At 67.6% G+C, this 15,186-nt stretch carries 17 protein-coding genes; 8 read left to right on the top strand and 9 right to left on the bottom strand.

Going from position 1 to position 15,186, the window contains the following annotated elements:
• Positions 1 to 97 precede the first annotated feature (97 nt).
• From AZC_RS04730 to AZC_RS04750, 5 genes are all read right to left on the bottom strand, one after another.
• Positions 98 to 1,108, bottom strand: coding sequence for a sulfate ABC transporter substrate-binding protein (locus tag AZC_RS04730; RefSeq protein ID WP_043878903.1), 1,011 nt, complete (start codon positions 1,106 to 1,108; stop codon positions 98 to 100).
• Positions 1,109 to 1,219: 111 nt separating this feature from the next.
• Positions 1,220 to 1,942, bottom strand: a complete 723-nt coding sequence (locus AZC_RS04735; RefSeq protein WP_012169454.1) for a phosphoadenylyl-sulfate reductase — start codon at positions 1,940 to 1,942, stop codon at positions 1,220 to 1,222.
• An 8-nt stretch (positions 1,943 to 1,950) separates the two neighbouring features.
• A complete protein-coding gene (locus AZC_RS04740) occupies positions 1,951 to 2,451 on the bottom strand; it encodes a DUF934 domain-containing protein (RefSeq protein ID WP_043878905.1) in 501 nt (166 codons plus the stop codon).
• The gene (locus tag AZC_RS04745) at positions 2,438 to 4,090 is read right to left on the bottom strand and encodes a nitrite/sulfite reductase (RefSeq protein WP_012169456.1); all 1,653 of its coding nucleotides are present in this window, start codon (positions 4,088 to 4,090) and stop codon (positions 2,438 to 2,440) included. The genes AZC_RS04740 and AZC_RS04745 overlap by 14 nt, the downstream gene beginning before the upstream one ends.
• 22 nt (positions 4,091 to 4,112) lie before the next feature.
• Positions 4,113 to 4,427, bottom strand: coding sequence for a DUF2849 domain-containing protein (locus AZC_RS04750; RefSeq protein ID WP_012169457.1), 315 nt, complete (start codon positions 4,425 to 4,427; stop codon positions 4,113 to 4,115).
• A 224-nt stretch (positions 4,428 to 4,651) separates the two neighbouring features.
• Here AZC_RS04750 and cysD point away from each other — a divergent pair, with 224 nt between their 5' ends.
• Positions 4,652 to 5,446: a sulfate adenylyltransferase subunit CysD gene (gene cysD / locus AZC_RS04755; protein ID WP_012169458.1), complete on the top strand. Its 795-nt coding sequence runs from the start codon at positions 4,652 to 4,654 to the stop codon at positions 5,444 to 5,446.
• Between the two features lie 9 nt (positions 5,447 to 5,455).
• Positions 5,456 to 7,399, top strand: coding sequence for an adenylyl-sulfate kinase (gene cysC / locus AZC_RS04760; protein ID WP_012169459.1), 1,944 nt, complete (start codon positions 5,456 to 5,458; stop codon positions 7,397 to 7,399).
• Here cysC and AZC_RS04765 read toward each other — a convergent pair.
• Positions 7,345 to 7,728, bottom strand: coding sequence for an ArsR/SmtB family transcription factor (locus AZC_RS04765; RefSeq protein WP_043878906.1), 384 nt, complete (start codon positions 7,726 to 7,728; stop codon positions 7,345 to 7,347). The genes cysC and AZC_RS04765 overlap by 55 nt on opposite strands.
• Before the next feature lie 89 nt (positions 7,729 to 7,817).
• On the opposite strand from AZC_RS04765, the gene AZC_RS04770 reads away from it, so the two are divergent.
• A complete protein-coding gene (locus AZC_RS04770) occupies positions 7,818 to 8,798 on the top strand; it encodes a quinone oxidoreductase family protein (RefSeq protein WP_012169460.1) in 981 nt (326 codons plus the stop codon).
• A 23-nt stretch (positions 8,799 to 8,821) separates the two neighbouring features.
• Here the strand turns inward: AZC_RS04770 and AZC_RS04775 are convergent, their stop codons facing one another.
• Together AZC_RS04775 and AZC_RS04780 are read right to left on the bottom strand one after the other, a co-directional pair.
• Entirely contained in the window at positions 8,822 to 9,766 is a 945-nt protein-coding gene (locus AZC_RS04775) for an IS481 family transposase (protein ID WP_012169461.1), read from the bottom strand.
• An 86-nt stretch (positions 9,767 to 9,852) separates the two neighbouring features.
• Positions 9,853 to 10,785, bottom strand: coding sequence for an NAD(P)H-dependent flavin oxidoreductase (locus tag AZC_RS04780; protein WP_012169462.1), 933 nt, complete (start codon positions 10,783 to 10,785; stop codon positions 9,853 to 9,855).
• A gap of 203 nt (positions 10,786 to 10,988) precedes the next feature.
• Here AZC_RS04780 and AZC_RS04785 point away from each other — a divergent pair, with 203 nt between their 5' ends.
• The 3 genes from AZC_RS04785 to AZC_RS25675 all read left to right on the top strand — a co-directional run bounded on the left by AZC_RS04785 (position 10,989) and on the right by AZC_RS25675 (position 12,843).
• On the top strand, positions 10,989 to 11,780 hold the full coding sequence (locus AZC_RS04785; protein WP_043878907.1) for an enoyl-CoA hydratase/isomerase family protein: 792 nt from the start codon (positions 10,989 to 10,991) through the stop codon (positions 11,778 to 11,780).
• 45 nt (positions 11,781 to 11,825) lie between these two features.
• Positions 11,826 to 12,587 carry an SDR family NAD(P)-dependent oxidoreductase gene (locus AZC_RS04790; RefSeq protein WP_012169464.1) on the top strand — a complete coding sequence of 254 codons (762 nt, stop codon included), beginning with the start codon at positions 11,826 to 11,828 and terminating at the stop codon, positions 12,585 to 12,587.
• 106 nt (positions 12,588 to 12,693) lie between these two features.
• Positions 12,694 to 12,843, top strand: a complete 150-nt coding sequence (locus AZC_RS25675; protein ID WP_012169465.1) for a hypothetical protein — start codon at positions 12,694 to 12,696, stop codon at positions 12,841 to 12,843.
• Positions 12,844 to 12,953: 110 nt separating this feature from the next.
• Here the strand turns inward: AZC_RS25675 and AZC_RS04795 are convergent, their stop codons facing one another.
• Positions 12,954 to 13,541: a protease inhibitor Inh/omp19 family protein gene (locus AZC_RS04795; RefSeq protein WP_012169466.1), complete on the bottom strand. Its 588-nt coding sequence runs from the start codon at positions 13,539 to 13,541 to the stop codon at positions 12,954 to 12,956.
• A gap of 290 nt (positions 13,542 to 13,831) precedes the next feature.
• On the opposite strand from AZC_RS04795, the gene AZC_RS04800 reads away from it, so the two are divergent.
• Complete coding sequence (locus AZC_RS04800) at positions 13,832 to 14,596, top strand: SDR family NAD(P)-dependent oxidoreductase (RefSeq protein WP_012169467.1); 765 nt, start codon at positions 13,832 to 13,834, stop codon at positions 14,594 to 14,596.
• Positions 14,597 to 14,625: 29 nt separating this feature from the next.
• Entirely contained in the window at positions 14,626 to 15,156 is a 531-nt protein-coding gene (locus AZC_RS04805; protein WP_012169468.1) for a CDP-alcohol phosphatidyltransferase family protein, read from the top strand.
• The last annotated feature ends 30 nt before the right edge of the window (positions 15,157 to 15,186 follow it).

Genomic DNA, 15,186 nt, shown 5'->3' on the forward strand with positions numbered 1-15,186 from the left:
GGATGCGGCGGAACCTGCCGCCGCGCCTTGATCCAGCCCGCACCGGCTGGAGCGTTCCGAGGGGCTGCTGCGCTGGCGGCAGCCCCTCACGTCCGGCTCAGTTGCCGTAGATCTTGTCGAACACGCCGCCGTCGGCGAAGAACTTTTGCTGCGCCTTGGTCCAGCCCCCGAACACCTCGTCGATGGTGAAAGTCTGGGTCTTGGCGAACTTGTCCTTGTACTTCTCGGCCACCGAGGCGAGACGCGGGCGATAATAATTGCGGGCCGCGATCTCCTGGCCTTCCGGCGTGTAAAGATACTTGAGATAGGCTTCGGAGATTTCCCGCGTGCCCTTCTTGTCGACATTCTTGTCCACCACCGCCACCGGCGGCTCGGCCAGAATGGTGTAGGGCGGGGTGACGATGTCGAACTTGTCCGGGCCCAGCTCGTTCACGGAGAGATAAGCCTCGTTCTCCCAGGCGATCAGCACGTCGCCGAGGCCGCGCTCCACGAAGGTGATAGTGGCGCCACGCGCTCCGGTGTCCAGCACGGGCACGTTCTTGAACAGGGCCGTCACATAAGCGAGGGCCTTCTGCTCGTCGCCATTGTTCTTCTTCAGCGCATCGCCCCAGGCCGCGAGGAAGTTCCAGCGGGCGCCGCCGGAGGTCTTGGGATTGGGGGTGATGACCTTGATGCCCGGCTTCACCAGATCATCCCAGTCCTTGATGCCCTTCGGGTTACCCTTGCGGACGAGGAAGACGATGGTCGAGGTGTAAGGCGAGGAATTGTCCGGCAGGCGCTTCTGCCAGTCCTTGTCCAGCAGGCCCTTGGCCGCGATGGCGTCGATGTCATAGGCGAGCGCCAGCGTCACCACGTCGGCGGGGCTGCCGTCGATGACCGTGCGGGCCTGCGCGCCCGAGCCGCCGTGCGACTGGCGGATGGTCACATTGTCGTTCGGATGGTCCTTCTTCCAGAAGGCGGTGAAGGCCTTGTTGAAGTCGGTATACAGCTCGCGGGTGGGGTCGTAGCTCACATTGAGCAGATTGATGTCCGCCGCGCGCGCGGGAGCGCCGGCAAGGCTCAGGGCAAGCGGGGCGGCGAGTAGGGCCGCTGCCAGACGTTTGAACATCAAGACCTCCTGTGGGCGCGCCTTGAGGCGCATTCGTTCGTCACGTCGAACGATACAGGCCCATTCTGTAAGGTCAATCGATTTACTGAATAAAATCGATGAAAATAAAAATTACAAAACTTCGCTGTCTTTTGGCACGTGGATGCCGCATTCCGTCTTGGCCTGTCCGCGCCAGCGGCCGGCCCGCGGATCTTCCCCCGGCTTGACCCGCGACGTGCAGGGCATGCAGCCGATGGAGGCGAAGCCGAACCTCTGCATGGGATGGCGCGGCAGGTCGTGGGCGGTCATCCAGCCCTCGATATCGTCTGGCCCGAGCGCCGCCAGTGGATTGAACTTGATGCGGCCCTCGTCCGCTTCAACGAACGGAATGTTCGCTCGCGTCACCGCCTGATAGCGCTTGCGGCCATTGATCCAGGCCTCAAAGGGCGCGAGTGCGCGCCCGAGCGGCTCCACCTTGCGCAGGGCGCAGCAGGCATCCGTATCGCTCGCCCAGAGGTCGTTGTCGGCGTCCCGCTCCGCCCGAAGCTGTTCGTCCGGCCGGTAGGTGCGCACGTCCGTGAGGCCGAGCCGGGCAATGAGCGTGTCGCGATAGTGGAGCGTTTCGGTGAAGAGATGGCCGGTGTCGAGGAACAGCACCGGTACCGAGCGATCCACCTGCGCGATCATGTGCAGCAGCACCGCAGATTCCGTCCCGAAGGAGGAGACGGCGGCGATGCGCCCCCGGTGGCCGCCGATGGCGCGCTCCAGCACGTCGAGCGGCGACGCCCCCTCGAGCGTTGCCGCGAGGCGCGCCGCCTCGTCGGCCAGGTCGATCTGTGTCGCAAGCGCGGACACGGCGCGCCTCAGACCGAGCGCGCCGCCGCGAGGCGGGCCCGCAGCGGGGTCGGCCGTCCGTCGCCGGTGGGCTGGTAGAAGACGGAATAGGTCTTCAGCTCCTTCTCCACCGCCTGCGCATCCGCCTCCTTGGCGACGTCCAGCGCATCGAAGCCGCAGCGGACCATGAGCAGGAACTGGTCGCGCAGCACGTTGCCGATGGCACGCAACTCGCCCTTGTAGCCGAGGCGTTCGCGCAGCAGGCGGGCCTGCGTATAGGCGCGGCCATCGCGGAACTTCGGGAACACGAGGGCAACCACGGCCAAGCGGTCCACGAAGGGCGCGAGGTCCAGCACGTCCTTGCTGTTGGGCCAGATGACGCCCACGGGCTGGTTGCGGGCAAACAGCGCGTCGGCCTCCTTCAGCAGCCGCTCGGCGGAGACGAGGGCGGGCGCGTCCGGCAGGGTTTCGTCGTCAGCGACGGTCACGAAAGCGTCGGTGACGAGCTTTCCGTGCTTAACGAGCGGCATAGGCGCGCTCCTTGAAAGGTTCGATGCCAAGCCGCTGCACGGCGGCGATGAAGGTCTCGCTCGGGCTCTGGCGCAGCTCGACATAGGCATCGAGGATGCGTTCCACCACGTCCACCACTTCCGATTCCGGAACGGCCGGGCCGATCAGCTCGCCGAGGCGCGCCTTGTGGTTGGCCTTGCCGCCCAGCGTGATCTGGTAGAATTCCTCGTCCTTCTTCTCGACGCCGAGAATGCCGATGTGCCCCACATGATGGTGGCCGCAGGCATTGATGCAGCCCGAGATGTTGAGGTGGACGCGGCCGATGTCCGCTGCCCGCTCGTGGTCCGCGAAGCGCTTGGTCAGGTCCTGCGCCAGCGGAATGGAGCGGGCATTGGCCAGCGAGCAATAGTCGAGGCCCGGGCAGGCGATGATGTCCGAGATCAGGCCCACGTTGGGGGTGGCAAGGCCGAGCTTGTCGAGCGCCCGCCACAGCTCCGGCAGATCCTTCTGCCGCACGTGGGGCAGGGTGAGGTTCTGCTCATGGGCCACGCGGATCTCGCCATAGGCGAAGCGGTCCGCGAGGTCCGCAATGGCGTCCATCTGCTCGGCCGTTGCGTCGCCCGGAGGGCCGCCCACCGGCTTCAGCGAGATGGTGACGATGGCATGGCCCGGCACCTTGTGCGGCGCCACCGAATTGCCGAACCAGCGGGCGAACGCGCTATCTGCCTTCGCAGCGACCAGCACCTCGGGCTCGTCCGTCAGCGCCTCGAAATCCGGCTCCTTGAAATGGGCGCGGATGGCGTCGATGGCGGCGTCATCGAGGGTGAGGGCGCCGTCCTTGATCTGCGCCCACTCTTCTTCCACGCGGCGGGTGAATTCCTCGGTGCCGATCTCGTGCACCTGGATCTTGATGCGCGCCTTGTAGATGTTGTCGCGCCGGCCGCCCGCATTATAGGTGCGCAGCACCGCCTCCAGATAGGAGAGCAGGTGATGGCGCGGCAGGAATTCCCGGATGGTCTTGCCAACGAAGGGCGTGCGGCCGAGGCCGCCGCCGACGATCACCTCGAAGCCGGTCTCGCCGTCGCGCTGGTGCAGGCGCAGACCGATGTCGTGCACGCGGATGGCGGCACGGTCGTGCTTGGCGGCCGTGATGGCGATCTTGAACTTGCGCGGCAGGTAGGTGAATTCCGGGTGGAGGGTAGACCACTGCCGGATGATCTCCGCATAGAGGCGGGGATCCTCGATCTCCTCCGGCGTCGCCGCCGCCCAGGGATCGGTGGTGGTGTTGCGGATGCAGTTGCCCGAGGTCTGGAGCCCGTGCAGGCCGGCGCGGGCGAGGTCCGCCATGGCGTCGGGCAGCTCTTCCAGCTTGATCCAGTTGAACTGGATGTTCTGGCGGGTGGTGAAATGGCCGTAGTTGCGGTCATAGCGCCGGGCCACATGGGCGAGCGCGCGCATCTGGTCGGCCGAGAGCGTGCCATAGGGAATGGCGATGCGCAGCATATAGGCGTGCAGCTGGAGGTAGACGCCGTTCATGAGCCGCAGGGGCTTGAACTCCTCCTCGTTCAGTTCGCCCGAGAGGCGGCGGCGCACCTGGTCCCGGAACTCATCCACGCGCTCCTGCAGGAAGGTCCGGTCGAATTCGTCATACACATACATGGGGTCAGGTTCCGTCGCTCGCTCAGGCGGCGCCCGGCAGGGCAATGGTGGGGCCGCCAACGCGGATGCGCTCGCGCAGGTTGACCGGATGCGGCCGGCCGTCGGTGCCGATCTCCACGCGGGCGGGATAGGCGCCGACCGCATTGGCCTCGTCCGCATTGGCGGTGGCGAGCAGCTTCAGTACCTCGTCGGCCGTGGTCAGCACGGCGGCCTCGGCGAGGTCGCTCGCCCAGTCGCCCCGCGCGGTGAGCCACACCACGATCCCATCGGTGAGCCGATTGGCGGTGATGACGGTGGGGCCCGTGATCTTGAGCTTCTGCTGCAACGGTGAGGTCATGAAGGCCGGTCCGGTTTCGGATCAGGGTTTCCCTAATTCCGAATTCTTGATGTTAATTAATGAGGTTGACGTAATTCCAAAGTTAAAATAGCGATCGCCAATATGCAATCGCCAAATGAGGCGTCCGCACCCCTGTCCCGTGCCAACCTGCCGCTCGTGGCGGATGGGCGGCGGGGGTATAAGGACCAAGGCGATGCGGGACCTTTGGGAAAGGAACGACGGGCATGAACCGTCTGGACGCGCTTGAGGCGCAGAGCATCTTCATTTTGCGCGACGCCTTCGCCCAATTGCGGAAGGTGGCCCTGCTCTGGTCGCTGGGCAAGGATTCCAACGTCATGATCTGGCTGGCGCGCAAGGCCTTCTTCGGCCGCGTGCCCTTTCCCTGCATGCATGTGGACACCGGCCGGAAGTTCCCGGAGATGTACGACTTCCGCGACCGTTATTCGAAGGAATGGGGCCTCGATCTTCTGCTGGAGGAATGCCCGCCCATCGAGAGCACGGACCCGACCCTGCCGCCCGCCGCCCGCTCCGCCGCCCGCAAGACGGAAGGCCTGCGCCTCGCGCTCGCCAAGCACGGCTTTGACGGCGTGATCGCCGGCATCCGCCGCGACGAGGAGCCGACCCGCGCCAAGGAGCGCTTCTTCTCCCCGCGCGGCACCGATGGCGCGTGGAACGTGCGCGAGCAGCCCCCGGAATTCTGGGACCAGTACAACACGGCGCTCACCCCCGGCGCCCATCTGCGCATCCATCCCATCCTGCATTGGACGGAGATGGACATCTGGGCCTACACGAAGCGCGAGAACATTCCCGTCATCCCGCTGTATTTCTCGAACGGCGGCAAGCGCTACCGCTCGCTGGGCGACAAGGACATCACTTTCCCGGTGGATTCCGACGCTTCAACCCTGGACGAAATTCTCGCGGAACTCGCCGTGACCAAGACCTCGGAACGGTCCGGCCGCGCCATGGACCATGAGAGCGAAGACGCCTTCGAGCGCCTGCGCACCGCCGGCTATCTGTGAGGCTGCCCGATGAACGCATTGTCCGCCGCCAAGGCTCCCGCACAGACCGCCGCTTCCCTCGAAACGCCGGCCGCCTCTCCGACGCCCGCCGAGCGTGAGCTGCTGCGCATCGTCATCGTCGGCCATGTGGACCATGGCAAGTCCACCCTCGTCGGCCGCATCCTGCACGAGACCGGCGCCCTGCCGGACGGCAAGCTGGAGATGATCAAGGCCGTCTCCGCCCGCCGGGGAATGCCCTTCGAATGGTCCTTCCTGCTTGACGCGCTCCAGACCGAGCGCGACCAAGGCATCACCGTGGACACGACGCAGATCCGCTTCGCGACGCCGAAGCGCGACTATCTGCTGATCGACGCCCCCGGCCATGTTGAATTCCTGCGCAACATGATCACCGGCGCGGCGCAGGCGGATGCCGCCGTGCTGCTCATCGACGCCGCCGAGGGCGTGCGCGAGCAGACCCGCCGCCATGCCTTCCTGCTGCACCTGCTGGGCCTCAAGCAGGTGATCGTGGCGGTGAACAAGATGGACCGCGTGGGCTATGACCGCGCGGTGTTCGCCAAGATCGAGGCGGATGTCGCCGCCTATCTCGATGGCTTCGGCCTGCATCCGGCGTTCGTCGTGCCGCTCTCCGCCCGCGAGGGCGGCTTCGTGAAGGAGCGCGCGGCGGGCGCCGAATGGTACGCCGGACCGACCATCCTCGAGGGGCTCGACCAGCTCTCCGCGCCGCTCGGCCTAGGCGATCTGCCGCTGCGCTTTCCCGTGCAGGCGGTCTACAAGTTTGATGAGCGGCGCATCATTGCCGGCCGCATCGAGAGCGGGCATCTGGCGGTGGGCGACGAACTAACCTTCGAGCCGTCGGGTGCCACCGCCCGCATCCGCTCGCTGGAGGCCTGGCCCGGCCCGGCACCGACCACGGCGACGGCGGGACAATCGATCGGCGTCACGCTGGACAAGGACATCTTCGTCGCCCGTGGCGATGTGGCCGCCCATGGCAACCTGCGCCCGCGCGCCGCGCGCCGGCTCACCGCCCGCGTGTTCTGGCTGGCCGATGCGCCGCTGAAGGCGGGCACGGCGGTGACCGTGCGCCTCGCCACCAACAGCGCCACCGGCATCGTGCGCAGCGTTGCGAGCGCCGTGGACCCGGCGAACCTCACCACCGAGGGCGTCGCCGCGCTCGGCCGCAACCATGTGGGCGAGGTGGACATTGCGCTCCACCGCCCGCTGGCGGCGGATGCCTATGCCATCAATCCCATCCTCGGACGCATCGTCATCGAGGTGGACCGCAAGATTGCCGGCGGCGGCATCGTTCTGTCGGCCGCGAGCGAGGACAAGTCGCCGGCGCCCAAGGGCGAGGTGGTGGCGGTGGACAGCGCCGTGCGCCCCGCCGACCGCCTCGCGCGCTATCGCCATGGCGGCGCGGTGCTTTGGCTCACCGGCCTGCCGGCGGCGGGCAAGTCCACCGTGGCGCGGGCGCTGGAGAAGCGGCTGTTCGACCTCGGCGGCGCGCCGCTGTTCCTGGATGGCGACACCCTGCGCACGGGTCTCAACGGCGACCTGGGCTTCCTACCCGAGGACCGTTCGGAGAACATCCGCCGCGTCGCGGAGGTCGCGACCTTCCTCGCCCGCAACGGGCAGGTGGCCATCGTCGCCCTCGTCTCGCCCACCCGCGCCGACCGCGCGCGGGCGCGGGAGATCGCCGGCGCCTTCTTCCACGAGGTGCATGTGCGCGCACCGCTGGACGTATGCGAGGCGCGCGATCCCAAGGGGCATTACGCCCGTGCCCGCAAGGGCGAGATGGCCAACTTCACCGGCATCAGCGCGCCCTATGAGGAGCCGGAGCAGCCGGAACTGGTGCTCGACACCACCGCTGACCTCCCCCTCTGCATCCACGCGCTGGAAGACTATCTCACCGGTGCCGGCGTGCTCGCCCCGCCGGACGCGGATGCCGGCATCTGATCGACACCAGAGGCGGGGCTTTCCGGCTCCGCCGCCAGCAGGGCATCGATGAGGCCCGGAAAGCGACGGTCGAGATCGGCGCGGCGCAGCGTGTTCGAGCGGCCGTTGCCGAGGTCCACCTGCCGGATGAGGCCGGCTCCCCGCAGCACGCGGAAATGATGGGTGCGCGTGGCCTTGGCCACCGGCAGGCTGAAGGTGGCGCACAGGCACGGCCCATCGGCGCGGGCGAGCTGCAACACCACGCGCCGCCGGTGCGGATCGGCCAGGGCCGCCAGCACGCGGTTCAGCTCAAAATCTTCGGCGTCGGGATGCCAGAGGGCCTCGTCCAAATTCCCGTCCTCAATCCATCTCTGCCGTCTTGCGGGATCGCAGCCTTGGGCGCAAGGTACGATAATTATCGTACCATAGAGGCTGCCCCATGACGACCGCGCGTGCTGTTCGCATTCATTCCTTTGGCGGGCCAGAGGTGCTCCAACTGGAAACCGTGGAGCTTCCGCCGCCCGCGGCCGGCGAGGTGCAGGTGCGCCAGACGGCGGTCGGCTTCAATTACATCGACGTCTACCAGCGCACGGGCATCTATCCGCTGCCGCTTCCCACCGGCCTCGGGCACGAGGCGGCGGGCATCGTGGAAGCTGTTGGCGAAGGCGTGACCTCGCTCAAGGTCGGGGACCGCATCGCCTATATCAATGCCGGCATTGGCGCCTATGCGGACCGCCGCAACCTGCCCGCCGAACGGCTGGTGACCATACCCGACAGCATCTCCGACGAGGAGGCCGCCGCGGTGATCTTCAAGGGGCTCACGGCGCAGTATCTGCTGCGCAAGACCTATAAGGTGGAGCCGGGCGACATCGTGCTGATCCACGCCGCCGCGGGCGGCGTGGGACAGATCATGTCCTCCTGGGCCAAGGCGCTCGGCGCCTTCGTCATCGGCACCGCCGGGTCGCCCGCCAAGTGCGACATCGCCAAAGCCGCTGGCTGTGACGTGGCGATCAATTATTCGCAGGCCGACTGGCCCGAGCAGGTGATCGCCGCCAGCGGCGGACGGAAGGCGCGGGTGGTGTACGATTCCGTCGGGAAGGACACCTTCCTGAAGTCGCTGGACTGCGTGGCGCCCTTCGGCCTCATGGTGCTCTTCGGCGGCGCGTCCGGCCCTGCGCCGGACATCTCGCCGGAACTGCTCTCCAAGAAGGGCAGCCTCTATCTGACCCGCGCCTCGATCTTCCCGCGCAATGCCGATCCCGCCGATCTCAGGGCCAATGCGGCGGAACTGTTCGCGGCGCTCGACGCGGGCTATGTAAAGCCGGTGATCGCCGCCCGCTTTCCGCTCGGCGAGGTGGCGGCCGCCCACCGCACGGCGGAAGCGCGCACCAATGCGGGCGCGATCCTGCTGATACCCTGACCAGCAGGTGACGCCGTGCGGCTCTAGATGTCGTTTCCAAGAAGGTTGTTCAGCCTTGTCCATGGGCTGAGGCCGTTATGAGCGGAGTGGGGCCGGTTGAGATTGTAGGTGTCGATCCAGCCCGGCATCGCTTGGGTCCTCTGACGTGAGGAGGTGTACGGGACGGCATAGGCCCATTCGCGCAAGGAGGTCTGGATGAAGCGCTCGGCCTTGCCGTTGGTGCGCGGGGTATAGGGCCGGGTGCGGACGTGACGGACGCCGGCAGCGCGGAGCAGATCGCGGAAGTCATGGCTCTTGTAGGCGCTGCCGTTGTCGGTCATCAGCCGGGCTGTGACGACGCCGTGGCGGGCAAACCAGCCGAGCGCGCGGGCGGTGAATGCGCAGACGGTGCCCTTCTTCTCGTCGGGCAGGACTTCGGTGTAGGCAAGGCGAGAGGCATCGTCGATGGCGACGTGGAGGCATTCCCAGCCGGTACCACGCCTGTTGCTTTGCCTGGTTCTGTCGCCGGTGATGCGGTGGCCGATGCCGTCGATGCGGCCGAGCTTCTTCGTATCCATGTGGATGAGTTCGCCCGGCATAGCCTTCTGGTAGCGGTTGGCGGGCCGCTTTTCATCGAGGGCGGCGAGCCGGGAGAGGCCGATCCGGCGCAGGATGGCTCCGACGGTCGAGCGGGCCAGGCCGAGGCTGTGGGCGATGGCAGGGCCGCTCAGGCGCTGCCGGCGCAGGGCTTCGATGGCTGCCACAGTCTCGCCCGACGTGGCGCGGGGCTTTCGGCCGGGCGCCGAGCTTGCATCATGAAGGGCCGCTTCGCCGCCCGCCCGAAAGCGGGCCAGCCATTTGTAGGCGGTGCGGACCGAGATGCCGGCGGCCCCGGCCGCGTCGGCCGTACGCCAGCCTTCCACCGTGATCCGCTGCGCCAGAAGGACTCGACCGTGGAATGTCATGCGGGCATGCTTGTGGATGTTCATCCGGGTGCTCCGGTCAGGACTTGTTGGCTTCGCAACCCAAGCCTCTCACCCAAGCCCCGGATGAACAACCTTCATAGCTTCGACATCTAGAGCAGCCGCGCGGCGCCCTCCAGCGCCGCGCGGTATTCCGTGATGAGCCGGGTGCAGAGGTCGTGCGCGCTCGGCACGTCGAGCACGGAACCGACCCCTTGCCCGGCCGACCACACGGTCTTCCAGGCCTTGGCCTCGCTACCGAGATCGAGCTTGCCGTGGCTCACGAGCGCATCCGGATCGAGGCCCGCGGCGCGGATGCTGGGCTTGAGGAAATTGGCGTTCACGCCTGAAATGGCGGGCGTATAGAGGATGTCCGCCGCCTGGGCGGCGACCAGCATGTCCTTGTAGGCCTGCGGCGCCGCACTCTCCTTCGTCGCGATGAAGCGCGTGCCGAGATAGGCGTAATCGGCGCCCATGAGGCGGGCGGCCGCGGCGTGGCTGCCGGTGGACATGGCCCCCGACAGGATGATGGGACCGGAAAAGACGGAGCGGATTTCGGCGATCAGCGCGAAGGGGCTGAGGTTGCCCGCATGCCCGCCGGCGCCCGCCGCTACTGCGATGATGCCGTCCACGCCGGCCTCCGCCGCCTTTTCCGCATGGCGGCGGCTGATCACGTCATGAAAGACGAGCCCGCCATAGGAATGCACCGCATCCACCACATCGCGCACGGCGCCGAGCGAGGTGATGACCACTGGCACGCGCCTGTGGGCCGTCATCTTGAGGTCCGCTTCAAGCCGCGTATTGGTCTGGTGCACGATGAGGTTCACGCCGAAGGGCGCGGCGTCCTCGATGCCATCGAGGCGGTTCTCGATCTCCTCCACCCAGGCGCCATAGGCGTCCGTGCTGCGGGCATTGAGTGCGGGAAAGGTGCCGAGCAGGCCCGCGCGGCAGGTCTCCACCACGAGATCGGGACCGGAAACGAGAAACATGGGCGCGGCGATGATGGGCGCCTTCAGGCGGCCTGAAAGCGTGTCGGGAACGGGCATCGAATTTCTCCCAGCCGGCCGCCGCTCCGGCGGCCCCTCCTGGCCGATCTGTGCCGGCCTGAGCCGATACTGTGGCGGGCAGGCCGGCCCTCGGCAAGGGCGGTCCACGGCGCAAGGCTGCGGCGCACCGGCACTTGCCGCGCCCCCGCGCTTTGGTGCAGCGTTCACCCCAAGGCGGCCGCATGAGCCGCGGGAGGGAACAGATGTCTAACGCCGATCCGGTGCTGCTCGATGTGACGGGCGGCATTGCCCGCATCCGCTTCAACAGACCCCACGTGCTGAATGCGCTCGATGAGCATTCCATCCTCGCCTTCAAGCGCGCGGTGGAGACGGTGGCGGAGCAGCCCGGCATCCGCGTCGTCGTGCTCTCGGGGGAGGGACGGGCCTTTCTCGCCGGCGGCGATGTGGCGAGCTTCCACAAGGCGGGGCCGGAGGCGCCGCATCTCGTGGCGGCGCTCATCGGCCCGTTCCATGAGGCGCTCGAGATCCTGACGAAGCTCAAGGCGCCGGTCATCGCCAGCGTCCAGGGCGCGGCAGCGGGCGGCGGCCTCTCGGTGGCGCTGGCGGCGGATCTGCTGATCGCTGCCGACAATGCGCAATTCTCCATGGCCTACAGCCGCATCGCCACCAGCCCGGACGGCGGCGGGACCTGGCACCTGCCGCGCCTCGTCGGCCTGCGCAAGGCGATGGAACTGGCCCTGCTGTCGGACATGGTCGATGCGCAGGAGGCCCTGCGGCTGGGAATCGCCAACAAGGTGGTGCCGCTCGCGGATCTCGCCGAGGAGACGGAGAAACTCGCCGCCTGCCTCGCCGCTGGTCCCACCGCCGCCTATGGACGCATCAAGGCCCTGCTGCGCGGCGCGGAAACCCACAGCCTCACCGAGCAACTGGCGGCGGAGAAGGAGGCCTTCGTCGCAAGCGCCGGAACGCACGATTTCGCCGAGGGTGTCGCTGCCTTCGTCGCCAAGCGCCTGCCCCGCTTCGAGGGGCACTGACCCGGCGCACGCCGGGCGAACCATAAGAACAGCGGGGAGAAGGCCATGGATGTGAAGGGACATGCCGCCGTCGTCACCGGCGCGGCGTCGGGGCTCGGCGCGGTCACGGCGCGGGCGCTGGCCGCGGCAGGGGCGAAGGTGGCGCTGCTCGACCGGGAGGTGGAGGGCGCGGCGCGGGTGGCAGCAGAAATCGGCGGGCAGGCCTTCGCCTGCGACGTTGTGGATGCGGCGAGCGCAGAAGCCGCGGTGGCCGCGGCGGCCGCGGCGCACGGGCCGGCGCGCATCCTCGTGAATTGCGCGGGCGTCGCTCCGGCGGGCCGCATCGTCGGCCGCAAGGGGCCGCAACCGCTGGAGGATTTCCGCCGGGTGGTGGAGATCAACCTCATCGGCACGTTCAACCTGCTGCGCCTCGTGGCGGCCGGCGCCGTGGGGCTGGAGCCGCTGGCGCGGGGCGAGCGGGGCGTGCTCATCAACACCGCCTCCATTGCCGCCTATGACGGGCAGGTCGGCCAGCCGGCCTATGCGGCCTCCAAGGCGGGCGTCGCGGGCCTGACCCTGCCGGCGGCGCGCGAATTCGCGGGCGTCGGCATTCGCGTGGTGACCATCGCGCCCGGCATCTTTGCCACGCCCATGATGCTCAACATGCCGCAGGAGGTGCAGGACAGCATCGGCGCCACCGTGCCCTTTCCGCCGGGGCTGGGCGATCCGGAGGATTATGCCCGTCTGGTGCTCCACATCATCGGCAACACCATGCTGAACGGGGAGGTGATCCGCCTCGACGGGGCGTTGCGCATGGCGCCGAAGTGAGAATTAAACGGATGTATCGCGTGAATATACCCAATTCCGCTCGCTATTGACTTAAACCACTAATCCGGTAGATTGAGATGAGAATATTCCGTGCCGGAGATGTGAAATGCAGGCTCGTTCCCACAGCGGCTCCTGGCGCGACTGGGTGATGTTCGCTGCCGCTTACGGCGTGATCATGGGCATGATCTTCTTCGCCTATCCGCCCACGAGCGCGCAGCATCAGGCGGCCGCGACCACCTCCGCCACGGTGCGCTGATCGCGTTGCGCCATCGCCACGAGCGGATCGAAAACACAAACGCCCGGTCCTGAAGAGGACCGGGCGTTTTGTTTGGCTGGTAGCGGTGCGCCTCGGTCGGCGCCCCCGCCTCAGCGATTGAGGGCGATAGCCTGGTTGTTCTCCACCAGCGTGCCGATGAAGGCGTTCGGCCCGGCCGGCTGGAGACGGGCGGTCACCTTGCCAAGGTGATCCTGTAGCACGATGTCCGATCCCATCATGTCCCAGCCCTTGGTCATGAAGATCTCGCTCGGGCAGGAGACGTCGGCGCGGGCGGAAAGGCCGTTCATGCCGCGATCGGTGGTCAGTTGCACGGGGCAGGTGTGCTGGCCGCTGTCCCACGCCAGGGTCCAGGCACCGGACAGGGCTTCCTTGGCGCCGGTGGCGGCGTAGGCCGAACCTGTTGGCAGGGCAGGGGGCGGCGTCAGAGGAACGTTGGACGCGACAGTCTTGGGGGTGACGGCTGCGGAGGCGCTGGCGGCGGTGGCACCGGTTGCCGGTGCAGCGTCCGCCATGGCGGGCGGCGGCACGGGGGCGCTCTCGACCGAGGCGGTCGGCGCCGACAGCGGCACGCGCTGGTCCATGGCCGTCGTCTTGGCTCCGAAGCCGTCGAGCCCCGTGCTGCAGCCAGCCAGAAAGGCTGCGCCCACCAGCACGGCCCCAACGGTAATGACCTTCATACACTCAACTCCGCGCGTTGCCGCCTCACGGCTGGACCGCCTCGTGCCTCCCCTTCCGGAAAGTTACGCCCCAAGCGTTACCAGCCTCTTTCAACGTTCGGACTCACGGACCACCAAGCCACGAGCCGGCTCGGGAGTTTCCTCAGGAACGTGGCGAGAGGATGACCCTACGGATTGTGCTTACCCTGCTCCCGCTTCTCGCGCCAGCGCGCGGTGGCGGCATGGACGGATGTTGCACGGCGCGGTATGTCCCCCGCACGCCATCCGCCTTTCCCGTCAGGAGAAAATCCATGTCCGCCCTTGATCCGAAGACGCTGACCGTTGTCGTGACCGGAGCCACCTCGGGCATCGGGGCCGCGACCGTGCGGCGCTTTGCCTCCGCGGGGTCCAAGGTCGTGGCCATGGGCCGCCGAGAGGACCGCCTCCAGGCGCTCGCCCAGGAGTTCCCGAATCTCGTCCTGCCGGTGGTCCTCGACGTGCGCGACTACGCTGCCACGGAGGCCGCCTTCGCGGCGCTCCCCGACGCGTTCAAGGGCTACAACGTGCTGTGCGCCAATGCCGGCCTCGCCCTCGGCCTCGAGCCCGCCCAGGAGGCGAAGATCGAGGACTGGCAGACCATGATCGACACCAACATCACCGGCCTTGCCTATACGGTGCGCGCCGGCCTGCCGGGCATGGTGGCCCGCAAGGAAGGCCATGTGGTGTTCACCGGTTCGGTGGCCGGCGACTATCCCTATCCGGGCGGCAACGTCTATGGCGGCACCAAGGCCTTCGTGAAGCAGTTCGCGCTGAACGTCTGGGCCGATGTGGTGGGCACCGGCGTGCGCGTCACCAATATCGAACCCGGCCTCACCGAAACGGAATTCTCCGTTGTGCGTTTCCGCGGGGACGAGGCGAAGGCGGACAAGGTCTATGAGGGCACCGCCCCCATGACCGGCGAGGACATTGCCGAGCAGGTCTTCTTCGCCGCCACCCTGCCGCGCCATGTGGTGGTGCTCCGCATCCAGGCCATGGCCAACCAGCAGAGCTTCAGCCCCTTCTCCATCAAGCGCTGACGGCAGCCGCCGGGCGCAGGGAGCGCGCCATGAACCTGCCCAACCTCATCACGATCGGCCGGCTCATCATCGTGCCCGTGGTGATCTGGGCCATCTCCGCAGACCTGCCGCAACTGGCCCTCGGCCTGTTCCTGCTGGCGGGCCTGTCGGATGCGGTGGACGGCTTCATCGCCCGCCGCTTCAACATGCGCACCGAACTCGGCGCCTATCTCGACCCCCTGGCCGACAAGGCGCTGCTGGTCTCCATCTATGTCACGCTGGCGATCTCCGGCGACATCCCGCGCTGGGTCGCCATCGCGGTGGTGTCGCGCGACCTGATGATCGTGGGCGCCATCGTGCTCTCCTCCGTGCTCGCCAAGCCCGTGGTGATCCGGCCGCTGGCCGTTTCCAAGGTGAATACGGCCGTGCAGATTGCCTTTGCGGCACTCGTGCTGTCGCGGGAGAGTTTTGACTTCGCCTGGACCCGGCCGTACCAGCTCGGGCTCGTGGCCGTCGGGGGCTTGACGGCCCTTTCCGCGGCTGCCTATCTCGCCGCATGGATGCGCCACATGGCGCGGTGAGCCGCCTTCCGCCTTCCGCTTGCGACCGGG

It is taken from the genome of Azorhizobium caulinodans ORS 571 (assembly GCF_000010525.1).
GTDB lineage: Bacteria > Pseudomonadota > Alphaproteobacteria > Rhizobiales > Xanthobacteraceae > Azorhizobium > Azorhizobium caulinodans.